Here is a 19,290-nt window from a genome sequence, read left to right as displayed (position 1 = left end):
CCGCAGCGTTTGACAGCGTGGCGGGAAATGTCTATAAACCGCCCGCCGTTTCCGTTTCACCGAAAGCCATATCTTATGAAAAAACTGCTTTTCTTTTTTGCCGCCCTGTTTTCGCTCGGCAGTGCGTTTGCCGTCGATCCGTCGCAGCTGCTGCCGCCTGAGGAAGCCTTTGTGCCGCGGGTGCAGGCCACGGACAAGGGTGTGGAAATCGGCTTCAAAATCGCCGACGGCTACTATCTCTACCGCGACAAAATCACTATCGCCGCCGAGCCGCAAACGGCCTTTGCCGCGCCCGTTTATTCGCCGGGCAAGGAGAAGGAAGACGAATTTTTCGGCAAACAGACGGTTTACTACCATCAGGCCGCCGTTTCCTACGCCTACACCGCCAAACCGCAGGACGGCTATAAGCTGACCGTGATGTATCAGGGCTGCGCCGACGCGGGCGTGTGCTATCCGCCGACGGAAACCTCGTTCGACATCAAAGGAGCGGGGCTGTATCAGGTGAACGCGCCCGCAGCGGAAAAACCGTCCGCCCGCTTCACCGCGCCTGCGGCCGTAACGCAGACGGAGGGACAGTCCGCCCCCGCCAAAACGCCCGACAGCAGCCGCTTCAAACTTTCGTGGGACACTTTGAACGCCAATCTGTTGGCGTTTTTTCTCGCGGGTCTCGGCCTGAGCTTCACCGCCTGCATGTATCCGCTGATTCCCATCGTGTCCAGCATCGTCGTCGGCGACAAAAACGCCTCCAAAGGGCGCGCCCTCGCGCTGACGCTGGTGTACACGCAGGGCTTGGCGCTGACCTACACGCTGGTCGGCGTGATTGCGGGCACGACGGGCGCGCTGCTGACCGTGTGGCTGCAACAGCCCGCTGTCGTCCTCGCTGCCGCCGCGCTGATGGTGGTGTTGGCGCTTTCCATGTTCGGCCTCTTCAACATCCAACTGCCCAATGCCGTGCAGAGCTATTTCCAAAACCAGAGCAACAAGCTTTCGGGCGGCAAAATCGCCGGCGTGTTCGGCATGGGCATGCTCTCCGCCCTGATTGTCGGCCCCTGCGTCGCGCCGCCGCTGGCCTTTGCGCTGGGCTATATCGGCCAGACGGGCGATGCGGTGCTCGGCGGCCTCGCCCTTTACGCCCTCGCGCTGGGCACGGGCGTGCCGCTGGTAATCATCGGCACCTTCGGCGGCCACGTCCTGCCCAAGGCGGGCGACTGGATGAACGGCGTCAAATACGCCTTCGGCTTTATCCTGCTGGCCGTTGCCGTTTACCTTGCCTCGTCCTTCCTGCCCTATGCCGCCGCAGCCGCGCTGTACACCGCGCTGCTGCTCGCGCCCGCACTGCTGATGCTGGCGAAGCTGGGCGGCATGAACGGCCGTCTGAAAACCTTTGCCGCCGTTTTGTCCGCCCTCCTGCTGGCGGGCGGCGCATGGTTCGGCCTGCAAAGCTGGCGCGGCGAAAGCACCGCCCTGCACGCCTTTTTAACCCTGCATCCTGCCGCCGTTGCAGACGGCCTCCATCACAAATACGCCGATGCGGACGAGCTGAAAGCCGCGCTGGCCGACGCGCTGGCTGCCGACCCGTCCACGCCCGTCATTCTCGATTTTTATGCCGACTGGTGCGTGTCGTGCAAGGAAATGGAAGCGCACACGCTCAACACCGAGCAGGTGCGCGCCGCCGTGCCGATGGAGCGTTTCTTCCAGGCCGACGTCACCGCCAACAACCCCGGCCATCAGGCGCTGCTGAAAGAATACGGCCTGTTCGGCCCGCCGGGCGTGTTCGTCGTCAAGGCCGACGGCAGCCGCAGCGAGGCGCTGTTGGGCTTTGCCAAGCCCGACGAGTTTGTCGCCTGGTATCGCAAACACGCGCAGTAGGCCTGTGATACAGAAGGCCGTCTGAAAATCCCCAACCGGGTTTTCAGACGGCCTTTTCGATTGACGGCCGGTTAAGATGTTTCTACAATGTATCTACCTGTTTGAAAAGGAGCATCATCGTGTTGAGATTGCAAAAATGGGGCAACAGCGCGGCCGTGCGCCTGCCTGCCGAAATGCTGAAACAGCTTGGCATGAAAATCGGCGACAGTTTGGAAACCGAAATCCGCGACAACGAATTGATTGTCAGAGCCGTGAGCCGCCCGCGTTACCAATTGGCTGATTTGCTGGCCGAAATGCAGCAGGAGCCGCCGCGCGCAGAGGGCTGGGAAGCGATGCCCGATGTCGGTGAAGAGGTGTTGTGATGTACATTCCCGACCGTGGCGACATTTTCCATTTGGCGTTTGACCCTGCTGCCGGCAGCGAAATGAAAGGCGACCATTACGCCTTGGCCTTATCGCCCAAAGCGTTCAACCGCGCCACCGGATTGGTGTTTGCCTGCCCGATTTCGCAGGGCGGCGCGATGCAGGCCAGAAGTAGCGGCATGGTTTCCACCCTGATGGGCACGGGAACGGATACGCAGGGAAACATCCATTGCCACCAACTCAAATCGCTGGACTGGAAAATCCGCTGTGCCGCATTCAAAGAAACCGTGCCGGATTATGTATTGGACGACGTATTGGCGCGTATCGGCGCAGTTTTGTTCGATTAACCGTCGGAAAGCCGCGAGGGATTTTCAGACGGCCTTTTGCCTTAGCGGCTTCACAAAGGAGAACCCCATGAAAATTTACACATCGCAACAAATGCGCCAGCGCGAGCAGGCTGCCGTGGACAAGGGCGCGACGTTTGAAGGGCTGATGGAAAACGCGGGGCAAGCGGCTGCGGCGGATTTGTTGCGGCGGCTGCCCGAAGCGGGCAGGGCGCTGGTTGTGTGCGGCAAGGGCAACAACGGCGGCGACGGCCTCGTCATCGCGCGGGTGTTGCAGGCGGCGGGCTGGTGCGCGGACATTGTTTTTGTGGCTGGCAGCGGTTTGTCGGAATTGGCCGAACTCAACCGCCGCCGTTTGCAGGGTTTGGCCAATATTGAATTTATCGCCGCTGACGAACTCGAAGGCCGTCTGAAAAGCGGTTACACGCTGATTATCGACGGCATTTTCGGCACGGGCTTTGCCGGTGCGCTGCCCGCAAACATTGCCGCCGCCTGCCGCCTGCTGAACCGTTCAGACGGCCTCAAGGCCGCCCTCGACATCCCCACCGGCTTAAGCTGCGATAGCAGCGAGGCTGATGCGGACACCTTCCGCGCCGACATCACCTACGCCTTTGCCGCGTACAAACCCGCGCATTTGACCGAAGCGGGCAGGGCGTATTGCGGCGAAACCGTGTGTCTGGACATCGGCATCGACTGAAAAGCGCCGTCTGCGTTTTACCGACGGATAACAAAGGCCGTCTGAAAACCTTGCAAACAGGTTTTCAGACGGCCTTTTTGTCGCACCGGTTCAGTGGGCGCTGTTGCCCGCCGTGCCGTAGGCGAGGATTTCCACCGTGCCGACCAGACCGCCTTTGTTCTGCTGTGTCGGCGGGGAAATGGTTACGGTGTCGATTTTGACGTTGCAGACGGTGTCCGCGCCGAGGGCGGCGGCTTTTTCTTTCAGGCGCAGCAGGGCTTCGCGGCGGGCGCGCTCGAGCAGGCTTTCGTACACGCCGATGCGGCCGCCGATAAGGTTGTGCAGCAGGGCGACGAGGTTGCGGAAGCTGTCGGAGGTGAGGACGACGCTGCCGCAGACCAAGCGGCCACCGGTGAAATCCTGCGGTGGGTGTTTGGCGGCGATTAGGGCGATGTGGCGCAACTCTGCTTCGCGGCGCGCGAGGTCGGCGAGGTGTTTTTTCTCGTTGCGGCGGCCGGTGAAGAAACCGACGGCGATGAGGATTAAGGACAGCCATATCGGCCAGAAGGCGAAGACGAGGGAGAGGGTGCTGTTGTCGGGCTGGTTCACGGCGGCCTCCTAGTCTTCGATGACGACGGCGGTGCCGTAGGCGAAGATTTCGGCGGCACCAGCGGCGACGGAGGCGGTGGAAAAGCGGACGTTGACGACGGCGTTCGCCCCCATCTGCCGCGCCTGTTCGCTCATGCGGGCTATGGCCTCTTCGCGCGCTTCGTTGAGCAGCTCGGTGTAGCCTTTGAGTTCGCCGCCGACGATGTTTTTCAGCCCGGCCATGATGTCGCGGCCGACGTGTTTGGCGCGGACGGTCGAGCCTTGCACGAGGCCGAGGTGGCGGACGATGGTGCGGCCGGGAACGGTTTCGATATTGGTGATGAGCATGGTCGGGTCTCTTTCTTTGGGATTGGCAACAAAACGGGTCGGAGGCCGTCTGAAAAGGGTTCGTATTATAGGAGAAACCGGCGGCAGGCGGCGGTTTCAGACGGCTCAAAGGAAGGCGCTGCCTGTTTGCGGGGTGATAACGGTTTGGAAGTAGTGTTGTTCCCATTGGGTGTAGTCGTCGGGTTCGCTGCTGTCGTAGCCTCTTGTCCAATAGAGGCCGTCTTCGCCGCCGTATGCGGCTTCCATTGCCCAATGATAAACGGTTTCGTGCATGACGTAGTCCAAGCCGTACGGGGCGTGCAGTTGTTGGTCGGACAGGACGTGGCGGTAGAAATGCGATTGGCGGATGCGCTGTTCGGCGCATTCGGGGGTGAGGCGCAGGTAGTGGGTCATGATGCCGAACATCAGCATCAGATAGTCGCGTTTGTTGAAGGTTTCTGTTGCACCGGTGTCGGGGTCGGTGATTTCGATGCCGTTTTTTTCGTCGGCAAACGCGCCGTGGCTTTGTTCGGGCGGGCGGATGCCGTCGGTGATGGGGCGGATGGCGTTTTTGTCGTAGTAGGCCGACCATTGGGCGTAGTCGTCGGGCAGGTCGGCGGTGTAGCCTTGTGCGGCGTAGTCTTCGCCGTAAACGGTTTGCATGGCGAGGCGGTATTCGCTGCCGAAGGCGGTGAGGGCGGCGATTTCGGCATCGGGGTGCAGGGAAAGGGGGTGGCGGGCGGCTCTGTGCCGCTTGGGCAGGGCAGCCGGGTCGGCGGGGGTGGCGGCGGCCATGATGCGGCGGTAGGCGGGCGAGACGCGGATAAGCCGTTCGGCGCGTTCGGGGGCGATGCGCAGGTAGTGGGTGAGGATGCCGAAGAGAGTCATCAGGCAGGCGCGTTGTGCGAAATGGGTTTCTCCGCCGCTGTTTTTGCTGATGAGGATGACGGTTTTTTCGGCTTCGGGAAAAGTTCCGCAGGGTATCGGCACGGGGTAATCCTTTGTTTGGAGGCCGTCTGAAAGGCAGGCGGCGGGATGGTTTCAGACGGCCTTCTGCCTGTCGGAGGCCGTCTGAAAAGGGTTTCCTGCTTTTTCAGACGGCCTTGGTGTCGGCGGGGGCGAGGGCGAGGAGGGCTTCGCGGCTGCGGGCAAGAAAGCTTTCTTTGTCTTCGTCGTCGTGCAGGCGCAGGGGTTGGCCGATGTGCACTTCGCACAGCAGGGGCACGGGGAGGATTTTGCCTTTGGGCAGGACGCGGCTGATGTTGTCTATCCAGATGGGGACGAGTTCGGTGTCGGGGCGGGCGCGGGCGAGGTGGTAGATGCCGGATTTGAAGGGGAGCAGGCGGGTTTGGTCGTCGGTGTTGCGCGTGCCTTCGGGGAAGAGGATGAGGGAGTCGCCTGCGTCGAGGGCGGCGGCCATTTGCTCGGTGATGTCCTGCGGGCGGCCGCTGTGGCGCGGGATGAGCAGGGCGTTGAAGACGTTGCGGATGATGAAGCGTTTCAGACGGCTTGTGAGCCAGTAGTCCGATCCGGCGACGGGGCGGGCGGCGGCGCGCCAGCGGCGGGGCAGGGAAATCCACACCAGCATGAAGTCGCCGTGGCTGCCGTGGTTGGCGTAGTAGATTTTGCGCTGCGGCGCAAAGGCGGGCAGACGGCTGCTTTGCGGTTTGACGCCGGTGAGGAAGGAAACGGCAAGGCAGAGTGCCTGGTCGGTGAGCCAGGCGAGCTGTTTTTTCAGGAGGGTTTTCATGTCTGCGCTCCGTCGGTTTTGGCGGTACGCTCTTCGAGGGCGCGGGCGATGTCGCGGGTGCGCAGGACGCAGGTGGCGGCGCTGCCTATGGTGATGAGGACGAGGGCGGCGGTGAGGCTGTGGGTGCTGTGCAGGCTGAGTTGTTCGGCGATGGCGAGGAGGCAGGCGGCAGTTAAGACGGCCATGCGGTGCTGTTTGGCCATCGGGCCGCGGAAGCTCTGCGCCAGGCCGGTGCTGCCGCCGAAGACGCGGATGTAGGCGGTGAAGGCGGCAAGGAGGGCGGCAAGCCAGCCGAGCCAGCCTGCGCCGCAGGCGTAGCCGAGGGCGACGAGGAGGAGGCTGTCGGAGAGGCGGTCGGGCAGTTCGTTGTAGAGTTCGCCCGCCGCCGTTTTTTTGCCGCCTTCGACGGCGACCATGCCGTCGATGAGGTTGCACAGCAGGCGCAGTTGGACGAAGAGGGCGCAGGCGGCGAGGGCGACGGGGGTTTGGCCGGGCAGGAGGAGGAAGAATGCGCCTGCGCCTGCGGCGGCGCTGCTCAGGCAGGAGATTTGGTTGGGGGTGATTTGGCCGTTGCGGGCGATAGCTGCGGCCAGTTTGCGTATCGGTTTGAAGCTGCGGGCGGAGATGGGGCGGCGGTTTTCGGTCATGGCGGGCTTTCTCGGGCGGGTTTTCAGACGGCCTCTTTGCGTTGGAAGGCGGCGGCGAAGAAGCCGTCGGTGTGGTGGGCGGCGGTGTTGAGTTGCAGGTAGCGGCCGGTGTCGAGGGGGATTTTTTGGGCGGCAAGCAGTTCAGCGCAGTCGAGCGGCTCGAAGTCGGGATGTTCGGCCAAAAAGCGTTCGGCCTGCCGCTCGTTTTCTTCGGGCAGGATGCTGCATGTGGCGTAGACGAGGCGGCCGCCGGGGGCGGTGAGTTCGGCGGCGGCGGCGAGGATGCTGTGCTGCTGTGACACGAGTTTGGCTATGGTGTTGGGCGACTGGCGGTATTTGAGGTCGGGGTTGCGGCGCAGGGTGCCGAGGCCGGAGCAGGGGGCGTCGACCAAAATGCGGTCGGCTTTGCCTTTCAGACGGCTTATGCGCGGGTCGTGTTCGCTGCCGATGCGCTCGGGGTGGATGTTGGTGAGGCCGGCGCGGGTCATGCGCGGTTTGAGGTTGGCGAGGCGTTTTTCGGCAACGTCGAAGGCGTAGATGCGGCCTTTGTTGGCCGTCATCGCGCCGATGGCGAGGGTTTTGCCGCCTGCGCCGGCGCAAAAGTCGACGACGATTTCGCCGCGTTTCGCGCCGAGGAGCAGGGCGAGGAGCTGGCTGCCTTCGTCCTGTACTTCGAGTGTGCCGTCGAGAAAGAGGGGGTGGCCGTGCAGGGCGGCTTTGTCGTGCAGGCGGATGCACCAGGGGGAATAGGGTGCGGCTTCGGCTTTCAGGCCTTCTTCTTGCAGGGCGGCGAGCACTTTGTCGCGGCGGGCTTTGAGGGTGTTGACGCGCAGATCGAGCGGGGCGGGGCGGGCGGCGCTGCGGCCGAAGGTGAGGATGTCTTCGTCGGCAAAGCCGCTGCCGCGCAGGGTGTCGGTCAGCCACTGCGGCAGTTCGGCGGCGGTGTTGAGGCCGTCTGAAAACTCGGTTTTGCGGGCTTTGAGGGCGGCAAGAAAGGCTTTTTCTTCCGCACCGGCGAGGTTTTCCAGTTGGCTGACGTTGAAGCCGCGCCCGAGAACGAGGGCGGCGAGGACGGCTTTTTCCGGCTGCGCGTGCGGGCGGCGGATGGCGGCGGCGATTTTTTGGTAGTGGCGGATGGCGGCGAAGACGGTTTCGGCGATTTCGCCTCGGTCTTGGCGGCCGAGTTTTTTGTGGGAGCGGAAGTAGGCGGAAACGGCGGCGTCGGCGGGCTGGCGGAAGGTGAGGACTTCGGCCGAGAGCGCGGCGGCGTGTTTGAATTGTGCGGGGTTCATGGCGGTTGCGGCGGCAGGGAATGAAAGGCGCGGATTATAGCAAAAGGCCGTCTGAAAAACGGTTTCAGACGGCCTTTTGCGTTCGGGCGGTATGTTCAGAAGAACGTTCCTGCTTTGACAAAGCGTTTGGCGTAATAGGGCGTGTTCAGGCTTTCGGTCTGCACGCTGCTGCCGGAGCGCGGGGCGTGGAGGAATTGGCCGTTGCCGATATACAGGCCGACGTGGGAGATGCCACGGCCGGAGGTGTTGAAAAACACCAGATCGCCCGTTCGCAGATCCTGCGTGCGGATGGTGCGGCTGGCGGCGGCCATGTCGCGCGAGCTGCGCGGCAGGCTGACGTCGATGGCGTTTTTGTAAACATACTGCACCATGCCGCTGCAATCGAAACCGCTGTCGCTGCTGCCGCCCCAACGGTAGGGCGTGCCGACCAGATCCATGCTGTGCAGCATCAGCTCCTGTCCGCCTGCGGTACGGCCGATGTGGGTGATGCGGATGGTGCGGGCGGGTTTGCTTTTGTGCGCGGTGGCGGCGGGTTTTCTGATGCCGCCGCAGGCTGCCAGTTGCAGCAGGGCGGCGCAGAGAAGGAGGCGGATGGCGGGTTTCACGGATGGGTTTCCAAAAACGGTTTCAGACGGCCTTTGTGCTGTTTGCGGCTGCGGGGCGTTTATTTTTCGCGCCACATCAGATAGTCGCGCAGCGGCGGCACGGGCGGGTTGAGGCAGTGGGGGCAGATACCGGTGACGTCTTCGTCGTCGTATTCTTCAATATGCAGGGCGTTGGGGTCGAAACGCGCCTGTTGCATCACGGCCTGCGCCAGCGCCTGTTCCTGCACTACGTCGAAATCGAAGCGGCCGAGGATTTCGGCCAAGAGGGCGGTTTCGGCGGGGCTGAACGGCGCGCTGTGCGTTTCGATGATGCGGATGTAGTCGGCATTGCGGATTTTGTCGCGGAGCAGTTGCTGCATGGAGGGGCTTTCTGTGTGTGTTTGTGCCGTTTCAGACGGCCTGGGGGCTGTTGACATTCGGCTTGCGGGACGGTTTTTTGCCAAAAACGCCGCCGCAAGGCTGAATGTTAACAGCCCCTAAGAGAAGTCGGGCAGCTGCGCGGCGATACGGCGGGCGTTTTCTATCGGGCCGAGGTTGCTGCCGCCGCAGGGCAGGGCGCAGTCGGCAACGGTGATGCCGCTGCCGTGCCGCTGCAGGCTCAAAACCGCCGTTGCGGGAACAAAGGGCAGGCCACGGCGTTCGGCGAAGGCGGCGGCGCGGCGGTTAGCGGCTGCGAGGACAGAGCGGCGGCCGATGCCGATGTGGAAGGCGCGCACGCGCAAAACCAAGATGCGGGCGGCAAACCAGTCGGCTTCGTCGGCGAAGGTTTGCGGGCTGCGGCCGGAAAAATCGTGGCGCTCGGCGGCAATCAGCATGGCGGCGGCGCGGATTTGCGGCAGCAGGGCTTCGGCGGCGGCGTGGCCGCTTTGCGGCGGGAGGGCTGCGCCGAGCGCCTCATCGGAGAGCAGGCAGCAGCGGTACAGGATTTCGGTTGCAGCGGCGGGGCGGGTTTGTCTTACGGTTTGCATATCAGGCTCCTGAAAGTTTTGGGTTTCAGACGGCCTGTAAAAGGGTTCGGATACAAGAAAGCCGCCTGTTCGGATGTGACTGGCGGCTTTTTTGCTGTTGCTTATTCGTTTTACGCAGACGCAAAAAGATACCGCACTGAGGTGCGATACCAACAGAAATAAACGGTTGAACGGATAAGCATGGTGTTTTCCCTTGGGGGCAGATGCGGAATAATGGCGCGGACTTTAAAACAGGCAGCGGGGATTGTCAACCTGAAAGGAGGGAAATCCGTTTTCAGGCTGCCGTGCGAATGAACGGGGTTATTCGTTGCGCAAAATGCGGTAGGCGGCGGATGGGGCGAGGCGCAGCAGCCATTTGAGCAGGCATATTTTGCCGATGCATGTTTCGGCGCGACCGCTTTCAATGGCGCGGACGACTGCATCAGCGACCGCTTCGGGACTGAGCTTGCCGCTGCCGCGTCCGGCGGTCATGCGGGTGTCAACCAGGGGTGGCACGATTTCCTGTACGCGGATGTGTGGCGCGGCGGCTTCCGTTTGGTAGCGCAGGGCGCGGGTGAAGTTGTGCAGTCCTGCCTTGGCAGCGCAGTAAACAGGGGCGCTTTTTTTCGGCGCGAGGGCAAGACCGGTGGTGATGTTGACCACGGCGGCCTGCGGCTGGCTTGCCAGCACGGGCAGCAGCGCGGCGGTCAGGGCAACGGGGGCTTCAAGGTTGACCGCCAGCTCCTGTGCGAGGTTTTGCAGCAGGGCTGCGTGTTCGCCGCCGACAAAATCAAGCGTGCGCTGCACGGCGGCGTTGTTGATTAAAACGGCGGTATCGGGATGTTCGTCGCGCACCCATGCGGCCAGTGCGTCGCGTTCGGCAGGCAGGGATAAATCGCAGCGGCGGAAGGTAATGCCGTCTGGCAGCGGTTCCGGCAGGTGGCGGGCGCAGGTCAGCACGTGTGCGCCGCGACGGTGCAGGGCTTCTGCCAGGGCGGCACCGATGCCGCTGCTGCCGCCGGTAAGAAGGATTTTTTTGTCGGTCAGGTTCATGTGGTTCTCCGTTAAGCGTGATGGAAGAGCCTGTTTTTCAGGCTGCCTTTGGTTCAGAGCCTTGCAGCTTGGGTCTTGTAGCGATACTCACAAAGTTCTGTACCAGGCCAAGTTTAGCGGGAGCCAATCCAGTACGACCGCAGGATTTCATCTCACCATACGCCCAGTATCGAAACAAAACGTCGTATCGGTCACCCTTTTAAAGTAGCGGCGATGAATTCTTCCTGTTTCGCTTTGGCGCGGCCGCTGTCTATGGCCTCCCTCGCCGCAGCCATGCCTTCCGACAAGGAGGAGGCGACATTGTCGGCATATAGCGCGGCAGCGGCGTTGAGCAGCACGATATCCCGAGCCGTGCCTGTTTCGCCTGCCAGCACGGCGTTCATCATGGACAGCGATTCCCAGCTGTCGGCTACAAAATTTCAGAATGCGCCGAAATAATGGCAGATATAAAGAGCAAACAGCGCCAAGGGTAGGAAAAGGAGGGTGTTTTGCCGCGCCGCTTTCATATCGCCTTTCAAGCGGCTGCCGATGACGGCGAACAGCACGTATTTGAATAGAAAGGTACATTCGCAGGCCAGGATAATGCCGTTGATCAGGAAGCGGGTGTGTGTTTGTGCGGGGAAGAGGAGAAACCAGCCGATGGTGAGCAGCGGCAGAACAACGACGACGGCCGCACGCAGGGGCAGGGCGGATTTTTGCGGTTTGGACATAAGGTTTGGATGGGAAAAGACGTTTCAGACGGACTTACAGACCGTCTGAAAGCGGGGGGTTAGCGGCCGTATGCCTGCGCGGCGGCGGCGGAGATGCCTTGTGACAGGGATTCGATCATGGCGGCGTAGCCGTTGCCCTGCTGCGGCGTTTCGGCACGGAAGCGGCGGCTGCCTTCGGGCGAGCGAACATAGCCTTCGACTACGGTGTGGCCGAGGTAGCTGCCCTGGAAGGCTTCGACATACACTGTGACGCGCTGCGCCGCGCTGCTTTGGTGGGCGGGCACGAAATAGCGCCGCGCATCGCTGATGCGGTTGAACTCGTTGGCGAAACGGGCGGCGGCGGCCTTCTCCAGCGGCTGCGCCCACAGATGGCTGCGTGCCGGTTCGAGGCGCAGGGCGTCGGACTGGTAGGCGGGGCCGCCGCTGCCGAGTGGATCGGCCAGCTCCACGCGCACAGCGGTTTCCGTTTTGCCCGCCGTGTGCTGCGGCATCTCGAAGCGGCTGTCAGGCAGGGTGTAATAGGCGGGCGGGGCGGAGGAGCAGGCGGCCAGCAGCAGGGCGGCGGCCGATGCAAAAAGGTATTTTTTCATGTGTGCGCTCGGTCGGAAAAAGAGGCGGCATTATATAGGAAAGGCGTGCGGTGGCAGGAAGATGTTGCGGGGCTTTGAGGCCGTCTGAAAACCTTCAAACGGGATTTGCGCTTCGTTGAAACTCTGTTTTCAGACGGCCTTTGCTGTTGTTTGAAACAGTTGCAACCTTGCCCGTTTCCATTTGCGGGCTTGTGCCGCTCTGGTTGCTTCTGCCGGGCTGCGGCATAAAAGCAGTTTTGCAAACTGCCACCCCCTTCCCAACCCTCCCCCGCGCTTGAAGCGCAGGGAAGGGAGCGAGGTGCGTGATGGAATCGGCGTTTTCAGACGGCCTTTACCCCTACAACCTAATCTTCTCCACCCCGCCGGCGTTGGCTTTTTTCACAAACTCATCGAGCCAGTTTTCGCCCAAGATGTGCCGCGCCATTTCGATGACGATGTAGTCGGCGGGCATATTGTTGTCGTCGGCGTAGCGGCTTAGGCCCTGCAGGCAGGCGGGGCAGGTGGTGAGCATTTTTACCGGTTCGCCCTGCGGCAGTTGTTTCAGGTTTTTTTCGATTTCTTCCTGTTTGCGGAATTTGACCTGGGTGGCGATGTCGGGGCGTTTGACGGCGAACATGCCGCTCTCGCCGCAGCAGCGGTCGCTCAATACGACTTTTTGGCCGATGAGCTCGCTGGCCATTTGGGTGGCGTTCATGGTTTTGATCGGGGTGTGGCAGGGGTCGTGGTAGAGGTATTGCTGGCCTTGCACGCCGTTGAGTTTTACGCCTTTTTCGAGCAGGTATTCGTGGATGTCGATGATGCGGCAGCCGGGGAAGATGTCTTCAAAACGGTATTTTTCGAGCTGGTCGTAGCAGGTGCCGCAACTGACGACAACGGTTTTGATGTCGAGATAATTCAGGGTGTTGGCCATGCGGTGGAAGGCGACGCGGTTGTCGGTGCTCATTTTGTCGGCGAGCTGGCGGTCGCCGCTTGCTTCCTGCGGATAGCCGCAGCACATATAGCCCGGCGGCAAAACGGTTTGCACGCCGACGTGCCAGAGCATGGCCTGCACGGCGAGGCCGATTTGGCTGAACAGCCGCTCCGAGCCGCAGCCGGGGAAGTAGAACACGGCTTCGGCGTCTTCTGCGCTTTGCGGATTGCGGATGATGGGGATGCTTTTGTCGTCTTCGATACCGAGCATGGCGCGCGGGGTTTTGGCGGGTACGCTTTTGGGCAGCGGGCGGTTGATAAAGTGGATAACTTGTTCTTTAAGCGGCGCTTTGCCGACGGTGGCTTTGGGTTCGGCTTTTTGTTTTTTCGTACCCAAGGGCAGCAGTTTGCCGACTTTGTAGGCGAAGTGTTGGGCGGGGAAGCCGGTGCGTACCATGGCGGTGCGCAGGGCTTTGATGGCACGGGGGCTGGTGGCGTTGAGCAGGGCTTGGCCGACGGCGGCCACGGGCGTGGTGCGTTTGTGGCCGGCATCAGATAAGTAATTGCGCACGGCCACGGTTACGTCGCCGAAATCGATGTTGACCGGGCAGGGTTTGACGCAGCGGTGGCAGACGGTGCAGTGGTCGGCGATGTCGCCGAGTTCTTCAAAGTGTTTCACCGAGATGCCGCGCCGCGTCTGCTCTTCGTATAAAAAGGCTTCAGTGAGCAAACCCACGCCGAGAATTTTGTTGCGCGGGCTGTAGAGCAGGTTGGCGCGGGGGACGTGGGTGGAGCAGACCGGTTTGCATTTGCCGCAGCGCAGGCAGTCTTTCACCGATTCGGCGATGGTGCCGAGTTCGGATTTTTCCATAATCAGCGATTCCGCGCCCAAGAGTTCAAACGACGGCGTGTAGGCGCGGCGCAGGTCGGAGCCTTTCATCAGTTTGTGGCGGTTGAAGCGGCCTTCTGGATCGACGCGCGCTTTGTAGTCCCAAAAGGGCTGCATTTCTTCGTCGGTAAGAAATTCAAGCTTGGTGATGCCGATGCCGTGTTCGCCGGAAATCACGCCGTTCAGACGGCGGGCGATGCGCATGATGCGCTCGACCGCGCGGTGGGCGGTTTGCAGCATTTCGTAGTCGTCTGAATTGACGGGGATATTGGTGTGGACGTTGCCGTCGCCCGCGTGCATGTGCAGGGCGACAAACACGCGGCCGCGCACGGTTTTGCTGTGGATTTTGCCCAGCGCGGCGTTGATTTTGGCATCGGCCTTGCCGCTGAAAATATCGGCCAAGGGCTTCATCACATCGGTTTTTACCGACACACGCAGCCTGAAATCGCGGAATGCGATAAAGCAGCTTTCGTCGTCGCGTGCTTCCGAAGCAGCCTGAACCGCGTCGCCGAAGCGGGTTTTATACTCGGACAAGGGCGAATCGAGATGATCGAGCAGCCATTGCCAGCGTTGCCGTACGGCTTCGACATGGGCAAGGGCGTGGCGGGCGCGGTCGCCCAACAATTCGGCGCTGGGCAGGTCGGTGTCCATTTTGTCCACCGGCAGGCTGCCTGAAAGATATCGGATGAGCGCGTCGCACAGTTTAAGCTTGTTTTGAATAGACAATTCGATGTTGATGCGCTCGATGCCGTCTGAATACTCGCCCAGCCGCTCCAATGGAATCACTACGTCTTCATTGATTTTAAAGGCGTTGGTGTGTTTGGCGATGGCGGCGGTGCGGCTGCGGTCGAGCCAGAAGGTTTTGCGCGCTTCGGGGGTAACGGCGATAAAGCCTTCGCCTTCGCGCTGGCGTGCCAGTTCGCAAATGCGCTCGGCGGCAGCGGATACGGCGGCTTCGTCGTCGGACACAATATCGGCCAGCAACACCATTTTCGGCCGCCCGCGCCCCGCCGCTTTGGTGGCGTAGCCGACGGCGCGGACATAACGCCAGTCCAAATGCTCCAAACCGGCCAGCCGCACGCTCTCGTGCCCCAGCAGGTAATCGCGGATTTCGACAATCGACGGCGTGGCTTTGGCCACCGTGCCGAAAAATTCCATGCACACCGTGCGCGTGTGCTTGGGCATGGTGTGCAGCACAAAGGCCACGCTGGTGATGATGCCGTCGGTGCCTTCTTTCTGTACGCCCGGCAGGCCGCTGAGGAATTTATCGGTAACGTCTTTGCCCAAACCGACTTTGCGGAATTTGTGGCCGGGGATTTCCAGCCGCTCGGTTTTCACCACTTTAAGGCCGTCTGAATCCAGCGTGTGCACGTCAAACACCGCCGTTTCTTCGTCGTGGATTTTGCCGAAATTGTGGCGCACGCGCTCGATACGCAGCCATTCGCCCTGCGGGTTGACCATCTGCCAGTAGGCCAGATTATCCAGCGCGGTGCCCCACAATACGGCCTTTTTGCCGCCCGCGTTCATCGCCACATTGCCGCCCACGCAGGATGCATCGGCCGAAGTCGGGTCAACGGCAAACACCAGCCCGGCCTGATGCGCGGTTTCTTCCACCCGCCGCGTAACCACGCCCGCGCCGCAATGGATAATCGGGTGCTTGCCCTCCAAACCGGCCAGCGGCACATACTGCACGCCGCCGTGCAAATCGAGTTTTTCGGTGTTGATGACCGCGCTGTTGGCATCCAGCGGCACCGCTCCACCGGTGTAACCCGTGCCGCCGCCGCGCGGAATAATCACCAAATCCAGCTCGATTAAGGCGCGAACCAGCGGCGCGACTTCGGCTTCGGTGTCGGGGTTGACCACCACAAAGGGATATTCCACGCGCCAGTCGGTAGCGTCGGTTACGTGCGTCACCCGCGCCAGCCCGTCAAACATAATATTGTGCGGCTTGGTGATTTTCGAGAGCCGCTGCAAGATGCGCTCGCGCTTGGCGCGGGTGTCGTCAAAACTTTCATCAAAACGCTTGACCGCCGCTTCGGCCGCCGCTACGAGCATGGCAACCTGCGGATTGTCGTCGCGCCGCTTGTGGATTTCGCCCAAGCGGTGGCGCATCTCGCCCACCAAAGCCGCGCGGCGCTTGGGATGCGCCAGCAAATCATCGACCAGATACGGGTTGCGCTCCACCACCCAAATATCGCCCAACACTTCAAACAGCATCCGCGCCGAGCGGCCGGTTTTGCGCTGCGAACGCAAGTCTTCCAGCGTCTGCCAGGCCTCATTGCCCAGCAGGCGGATCACGATTTCGCGGTCGGTGTAGGAAGTGTAGTTGTAGGGGATTTCGCGCATACGCGCGGGGGCTGCGGCGGGGAGGGCGGTGGTCATGGTTTGTGTTCCGTGTTTTGGTGTTTGGTGTTTTTATTGTTGGGTCTGTTGATACTCAGCTTGCGAGACGGTTTTTTGAGTAAAAAATGCCCGAATACAAGGAAAAAAGCGCAGCAAGGTTGGACACCTTGCGAGCATTTTTGACGCGGCAGGCGGGTATTTTTTATCAAAAACACCGCCGCAAGGCTGATTATCAACAGACCCTAGGCCGTCTGAAAGCGGGGAAGACTCCGTTTTCAGACGGCCTCAGGTTTTGTTGTGTTGTTGCAATGTAATGTAAATTTAACGCCGTTTCAAGTTGGAATGTAGACAATCCGCCCGCGCAAGGCATGCGGCAAAAATCCGCTTGGTGTTTCGCGGCGGCACGGTTATAATGCGCCGCTTCTTATGGCGGGTCTCCCCGCATGGCAACTTGGAACAACGGGTCAGGGGCGGAAGCCAGCAGCCCACTCCGACGAGCCAGTGCCGGGGGTCGGGCTCGCCGCCCTATTTGAAAAAGCCGCAGGTTTTGCCTGCGGCTTTTTGCTTGGTTTTCCGTAATGATTCGGAGCGGAGAGGCCGTTCCTGCGTAGGCGGGAATGACGTTTCTGAAAAGCCGCATTTCACGTTTTCAGACGGCCTCTTCGCTCAAACAGAAACACTTGAAAGGCCGTCTGAAAAACGCGGAGCAGCACTTTCAGACGGCCTCTATTATTGCCCGAACGCTTAAAACCGGTATTTCAAAGCCAGGGCGATTTCGTTTTGCTTGTAGGCAAAGAGATCGGCATTGCTGCGGCCGACGGTGCGTTTGACGCGCAATTCGGGATAGATGTCTTTGAAGGAAAGTTTGGATGCGCCGAGGGCGGCGGTGAGGATGGTTTGGCGGTCGCGGCGCGGTTCGCCGGCGGTGAGGTAGCTGCCGGCATCGTAGCGGCTGAGACGGTAGAGGGCGGCGGCGTTGAAATAAACGCCGTTTTTAAACATTTTGTAGCCGCCGATGCGGGCGGTGTATTCCTTGCTGCGCGAGGCGGCGTAGGGGTATTTGCGGCGGGCGAGGTCGATGCCGCCGTAGAGGCCGAGGCCGTCTGAAAAGGTGTAGCCCAGCCCCGCGCCGCCGGTGTAGAGGGTGTAGTCGCTGTAATACTGCCGCTCCTGTTCGAGGTATTTCACCCGCTTGGCTTCGGCGCGGACGTTGAGCGACCATTTGGCCGTGAGGTTTTTTTCCCACGCGGCTTCCGCGCCCCATGCGCGGTAGCGGCTGCGGCCGCCGCGAAAGTAGTGTTCGAAATAGGGGGTAAACGTGAAATCGCTGTCGGCGGTGTTGTGTTCGTAGCCCGCGTAAAGGGCGGCGGTGTTTTCGCTGTACGGCTCGGGCGGCTCGGATTGGGTGTCGTCGCGGCGGTATTTTGTACCGTAGGAGAGCGGGCGCAGCAGCAGGCTGTGATGGCCGCGCAGGGGGATTTTTTTCGAGGCGACGGCGCTGTATTGCCAAAACGCCGAGCCGACGGGCGAGGGCAGGGTGCGGTAGCTGAAACACTGTCCCATAAACGAGCCGACGCATTCGCGTTTGCCGTTGCCCTGGTTGATATTGTTGTTGTAGCCGCCGCCGATGCTGATGCTGCCGTGCCAGCGGCGGCGCTGGTCGAGTATGTCGAGATAGCTTTGCACGGCCGCGCGGGTTTCAGACGGCATCTCTCCTTTCAATACTTCTTTAAACTGCGCCTGCGATTCGCGGTTTTGGTTGTCTTCGCCGTAGAGCCGCGCCAGCTCGAGGCCGACGCGCACATCGTCGGGCGCGGCCGCGTGTGCGGCTTTCATTTTTTCCAAAGCGGCATCGACTCTGCCCTCGGCGCGTTCGGCCAAGCCTTCGGCCATCAGCGCCAGATGGGTTTTGTGTTCGGGCAGACGGCGGTAGGCGGCGGCAAATTCGCGCACCTTGCCCCATTGGCGGCCGTCTATCGCGTAATAAATGCCCAGCTCCAAATCGTTGGCGGTATTGGGTACGATATAGGTTTCGCCGTCGATTTCGATGCTGCCGCTCTCGGATAGGCCGTCTGAAAACGCCACGCCGTCCTGCTGGCGGCGCATTTGCTGCTGCGCGCCGTCGAGCAGCATACGGGTGTCGTCTTCGTCGGCCAGCGCGGCGGCGGGCAGGACAAGCAGGATAAGCGGCAGAATGTGTTTTTTCATAGTGTCTCCCAATAACAGGGGAAACCGGACACGGAGTCCGGTTTCCCCTGTTCAAACCCATCATGATTTTGGAGTTTCTTTTCAGACGGCCTTCTTACTGTTTGCGGCCGCCGAAGGCGATGTCGTCTTTGCGGTCGGCTGTGCCGCGTTCGGCGATACCTGCCATCGCTTCCGCGCCCCTGCCGAAGAACTGGCCTTTCATGCCTTGGGCAGTATCTTCGAATTTGCCGGTACTGTTGGTAATCACAGCTTTGTCAAAGCTCAGCCTGTCATTACCGCGAACAATCGCACCGCTCATGCTGCCTGTCGGAGTCGTACCAAACTTGGCGGTTACTTTGCCGCGATAGAAGTCGTTCTGACCCGGAACGTGTTGGTTGATGCCGACCACATCATAGGTTACATTGGCCAAGCCTTGGGTTCTGCCGGTCGGATTATCGCCTGCAAACCAAACGGTGTGGTTGGGATCTTTCAAGCCGAGAGGATCTTCCTTGACGATGGTGTTATTTTTACGCGGCGCCCATTCGCCGAAGTACACGCCGCTGCCGTCAGACAGGTTTTTCACCTGGCCGATAACCAAGCCGCCGAATTTTGGTGCAATGGGCAGTCTGGGATCGGCAAGCTGGCGCACCGAATAAACATCAACATTTTGGGCACGTTTTTCATACCAAACACGACCCAAGGTATCATTGTTAAAGAAACCGAGAACAGGGTTGACATCCTTAATGGTCAGGTATTTTTCATGTGCTAAACCGTCTACGCTAGCGGTAAAGTTATTACCGTTGATGGCTTTGCCGCCGTATTTTTTATTGATATGTTTAACCGGACCATCGCCGATATTAATACGGATGGAGCTGTTATTGATTTGCAGGGCAGCTTTACCAGCACCGAACGGAAGGGCAGTTGATGCATATTTGGTAGAAACCGAATTTGGATCTGAAGATTCGCCGGCTACTGCGGAGGCAAAAGCGGATACGGTTAAGGCCAAGGTTGCGGCCAATACTTTTACTTGGATATTCATAAGGATTTCCTTTGCAAATTAACGGTGGGAAGGTCAAGCCGTTTTGCCGACAGGCTTGCGGCTGAATTTGCGCGGTGCGCAAAACTTGCTTGGCGTGGTATCTGCGACTTGGCTACGGTCTTTCAGACGGCCTTATTTATGTAGTTTTATCGGGCGGATTTGT

19 protein-coding genes, 1 other RNA gene and 1 pseudogene are annotated in these 19,290 nt (G+C 60.7%); 5 read left to right on the top strand and 16 right to left on the bottom strand.

Annotated features, from left to right (window positions below; genetic code table 11):
• Nucleotides 1-75: 75 nt before the first annotated feature.
• The 4 genes from dsbD (at nt 76) to ACLD9W_RS02760 (ending at nt 3,272) form a co-directional block, all read left to right on the top strand.
• Nucleotides 76-1,869 (top strand): protein-disulfide reductase DsbD, encoded by a 1,794-nt coding sequence (gene dsbD, locus ACLD9W_RS02775; protein ID WP_410840593.1) that lies wholly within the window; start codon nt 76-78, stop codon nt 1,867-1,869.
• A 119-nt stretch (nt 1,870-1,988) separates the two neighbouring features.
• The gene (locus ACLD9W_RS02770; protein ID WP_410840592.1) at nt 1,989-2,231 is read left to right on the top strand and encodes an AbrB/MazE/SpoVT family DNA-binding domain-containing protein; all 243 of its coding nucleotides are present in this window, start codon (nt 1,989-1,991) and stop codon (nt 2,229-2,231) included.
• Nucleotides 2,231-2,578: a type II toxin-antitoxin system PemK/MazF family toxin gene (locus ACLD9W_RS02765; RefSeq protein ID WP_410840591.1), complete on the top strand. Its 348-nt coding sequence runs from the start codon at nt 2,231-2,233 to the stop codon at nt 2,576-2,578. The genes ACLD9W_RS02770 and ACLD9W_RS02765 overlap by 1 nt, the downstream gene beginning before the upstream one ends.
• Before the next feature lie 67 nt (nt 2,579-2,645).
• Complete coding sequence (locus tag ACLD9W_RS02760) at nt 2,646-3,272, top strand: NAD(P)H-hydrate epimerase (RefSeq protein WP_410840590.1); 627 nt, start codon at nt 2,646-2,648, stop codon at nt 3,270-3,272.
• Nucleotides 3,273-3,362: 90 nt separating this feature from the next.
• On the opposite strand, the gene ACLD9W_RS02755 is transcribed toward ACLD9W_RS02760, so the two are convergent.
• From ACLD9W_RS02755 to ACLD9W_RS02690, 14 genes and pseudogenes are all read right to left on the bottom strand, one after another.
• Nucleotides 3,363-3,860, bottom strand: a complete 498-nt coding sequence (locus ACLD9W_RS02755; RefSeq protein WP_410840589.1) for a heavy metal-binding domain-containing protein — start codon at nt 3,858-3,860, stop codon at nt 3,363-3,365.
• Nucleotides 3,861-3,869: 9 nt separating this feature from the next.
• Nucleotides 3,870-4,187 carry a YbjQ family protein gene (locus tag ACLD9W_RS02750; protein WP_009426638.1) on the bottom strand — a complete coding sequence of 106 codons (318 nt, stop codon included), beginning with the start codon at nt 4,185-4,187 and terminating at the stop codon, nt 3,870-3,872.
• 105 nt (nt 4,188-4,292) lie between these two features.
• Nucleotides 4,293-5,156 (bottom strand): hypothetical protein, encoded by an 864-nt coding sequence (locus tag ACLD9W_RS02745; RefSeq protein ID WP_410840588.1) that lies wholly within the window; start codon nt 5,154-5,156, stop codon nt 4,293-4,295.
• A gap of 103 nt (nt 5,157-5,259) precedes the next feature.
• Nucleotides 5,260-5,916, bottom strand: a complete 657-nt coding sequence (locus ACLD9W_RS02740) for a lysophospholipid acyltransferase family protein (RefSeq protein ID WP_410840587.1) — start codon at nt 5,914-5,916, stop codon at nt 5,260-5,262.
• Nucleotides 5,913-6,563, bottom strand: coding sequence for a CDP-alcohol phosphatidyltransferase family protein (locus ACLD9W_RS02735; protein ID WP_410840586.1), 651 nt, complete (start codon nt 6,561-6,563; stop codon nt 5,913-5,915). The genes ACLD9W_RS02740 and ACLD9W_RS02735 overlap by 4 nt, the downstream gene beginning before the upstream one ends.
• 23 nt (nt 6,564-6,586) lie before the next feature.
• On the bottom strand, nt 6,587-7,855 hold the full coding sequence (locus ACLD9W_RS02730; protein ID WP_410840585.1) for an RsmB/NOP family class I SAM-dependent RNA methyltransferase: 1,269 nt from the start codon (nt 7,853-7,855) through the stop codon (nt 6,587-6,589).
• A 95-nt stretch (nt 7,856-7,950) separates the two neighbouring features.
• A complete protein-coding gene (locus ACLD9W_RS02725) occupies nt 7,951-8,460 on the bottom strand; it encodes a C40 family peptidase (protein WP_410840584.1) in 510 nt (169 codons plus the stop codon).
• Nucleotides 8,461-8,519: 59 nt separating this feature from the next.
• Nucleotides 8,520-8,819 carry a hypothetical protein gene (locus tag ACLD9W_RS02720; RefSeq protein ID WP_410840583.1) on the bottom strand — a complete coding sequence of 100 codons (300 nt, stop codon included), beginning with the start codon at nt 8,817-8,819 and terminating at the stop codon, nt 8,520-8,522.
• A gap of 117 nt (nt 8,820-8,936) precedes the next feature.
• Complete coding sequence (locus ACLD9W_RS02715) at nt 8,937-9,428, bottom strand: hypothetical protein (RefSeq protein WP_410840582.1); 492 nt, start codon at nt 9,426-9,428, stop codon at nt 8,937-8,939.
• 300 nt (nt 9,429-9,728) lie between these two features.
• Entirely contained in the window at nt 9,729-10,460 is a 732-nt protein-coding gene (locus ACLD9W_RS02710) for an SDR family oxidoreductase (protein ID WP_410840581.1), read from the bottom strand.
• A gap of 191 nt (nt 10,461-10,651) precedes the next feature.
• A pseudogene (trpD, locus tag ACLD9W_RS02705) lies at nt 10,652-10,873 on the bottom strand (anthranilate phosphoribosyltransferase); the annotation flags it as partial.
• A 6-nt stretch (nt 10,874-10,879) separates the two neighbouring features.
• The gene (locus ACLD9W_RS02700; protein ID WP_009426645.1) at nt 10,880-11,170 is read right to left on the bottom strand and encodes a hypothetical protein; all 291 of its coding nucleotides are present in this window, start codon (nt 11,168-11,170) and stop codon (nt 10,880-10,882) included.
• 59 nt (nt 11,171-11,229) lie between these two features.
• Nucleotides 11,230-11,760, bottom strand: coding sequence for a membrane integrity-associated transporter subunit PqiC (locus ACLD9W_RS02695; protein WP_410840580.1), 531 nt, complete (start codon nt 11,758-11,760; stop codon nt 11,230-11,232).
• A gap of 337 nt (nt 11,761-12,097) precedes the next feature.
• Nucleotides 12,098-15,940: a DUF3683 domain-containing protein gene (locus tag ACLD9W_RS02690; protein WP_410840579.1), complete on the bottom strand. Its 3,843-nt coding sequence runs from the start codon at nt 15,938-15,940 to the stop codon at nt 12,098-12,100.
• A 389-nt stretch (nt 15,941-16,329) separates the two neighbouring features.
• Between ACLD9W_RS02690 and ffs the strand changes: the two genes are divergently transcribed.
• An RNA gene (gene ffs, locus ACLD9W_RS02685) (signal recognition particle sRNA small type) lies at nt 16,330-16,426 on the top strand.
• Nucleotides 16,427-16,645: 219 nt separating this feature from the next.
• Here ffs and ACLD9W_RS02680 read toward each other — a convergent pair.
• A complete protein-coding gene (locus ACLD9W_RS02680) occupies nt 16,646-18,109 on the bottom strand; it encodes a surface lipoprotein assembly modifier (RefSeq protein ID WP_410840578.1) in 1,464 nt (487 codons plus the stop codon).
• Nucleotides 18,110-18,203: 94 nt separating this feature from the next.
• Nucleotides 18,204-19,127, bottom strand: a complete 924-nt coding sequence (locus tag ACLD9W_RS02675; protein ID WP_410840577.1) for a Slam-dependent surface lipoprotein — start codon at nt 19,125-19,127, stop codon at nt 18,204-18,206.
• Nucleotides 19,128-19,290: the final 163 nt, after the last annotated feature.

Source organism: Neisseria sp. WLZKY-1, from assembly GCF_046546535.1.
Classification (GTDB): Bacteria; Pseudomonadota; Gammaproteobacteria; order Burkholderiales; family Neisseriaceae; genus Neisseria.
The sequence above is the reverse complement of the archived record's forward strand: the minus strand, read 5'-3'. Positions and strand labels throughout refer to the sequence as shown.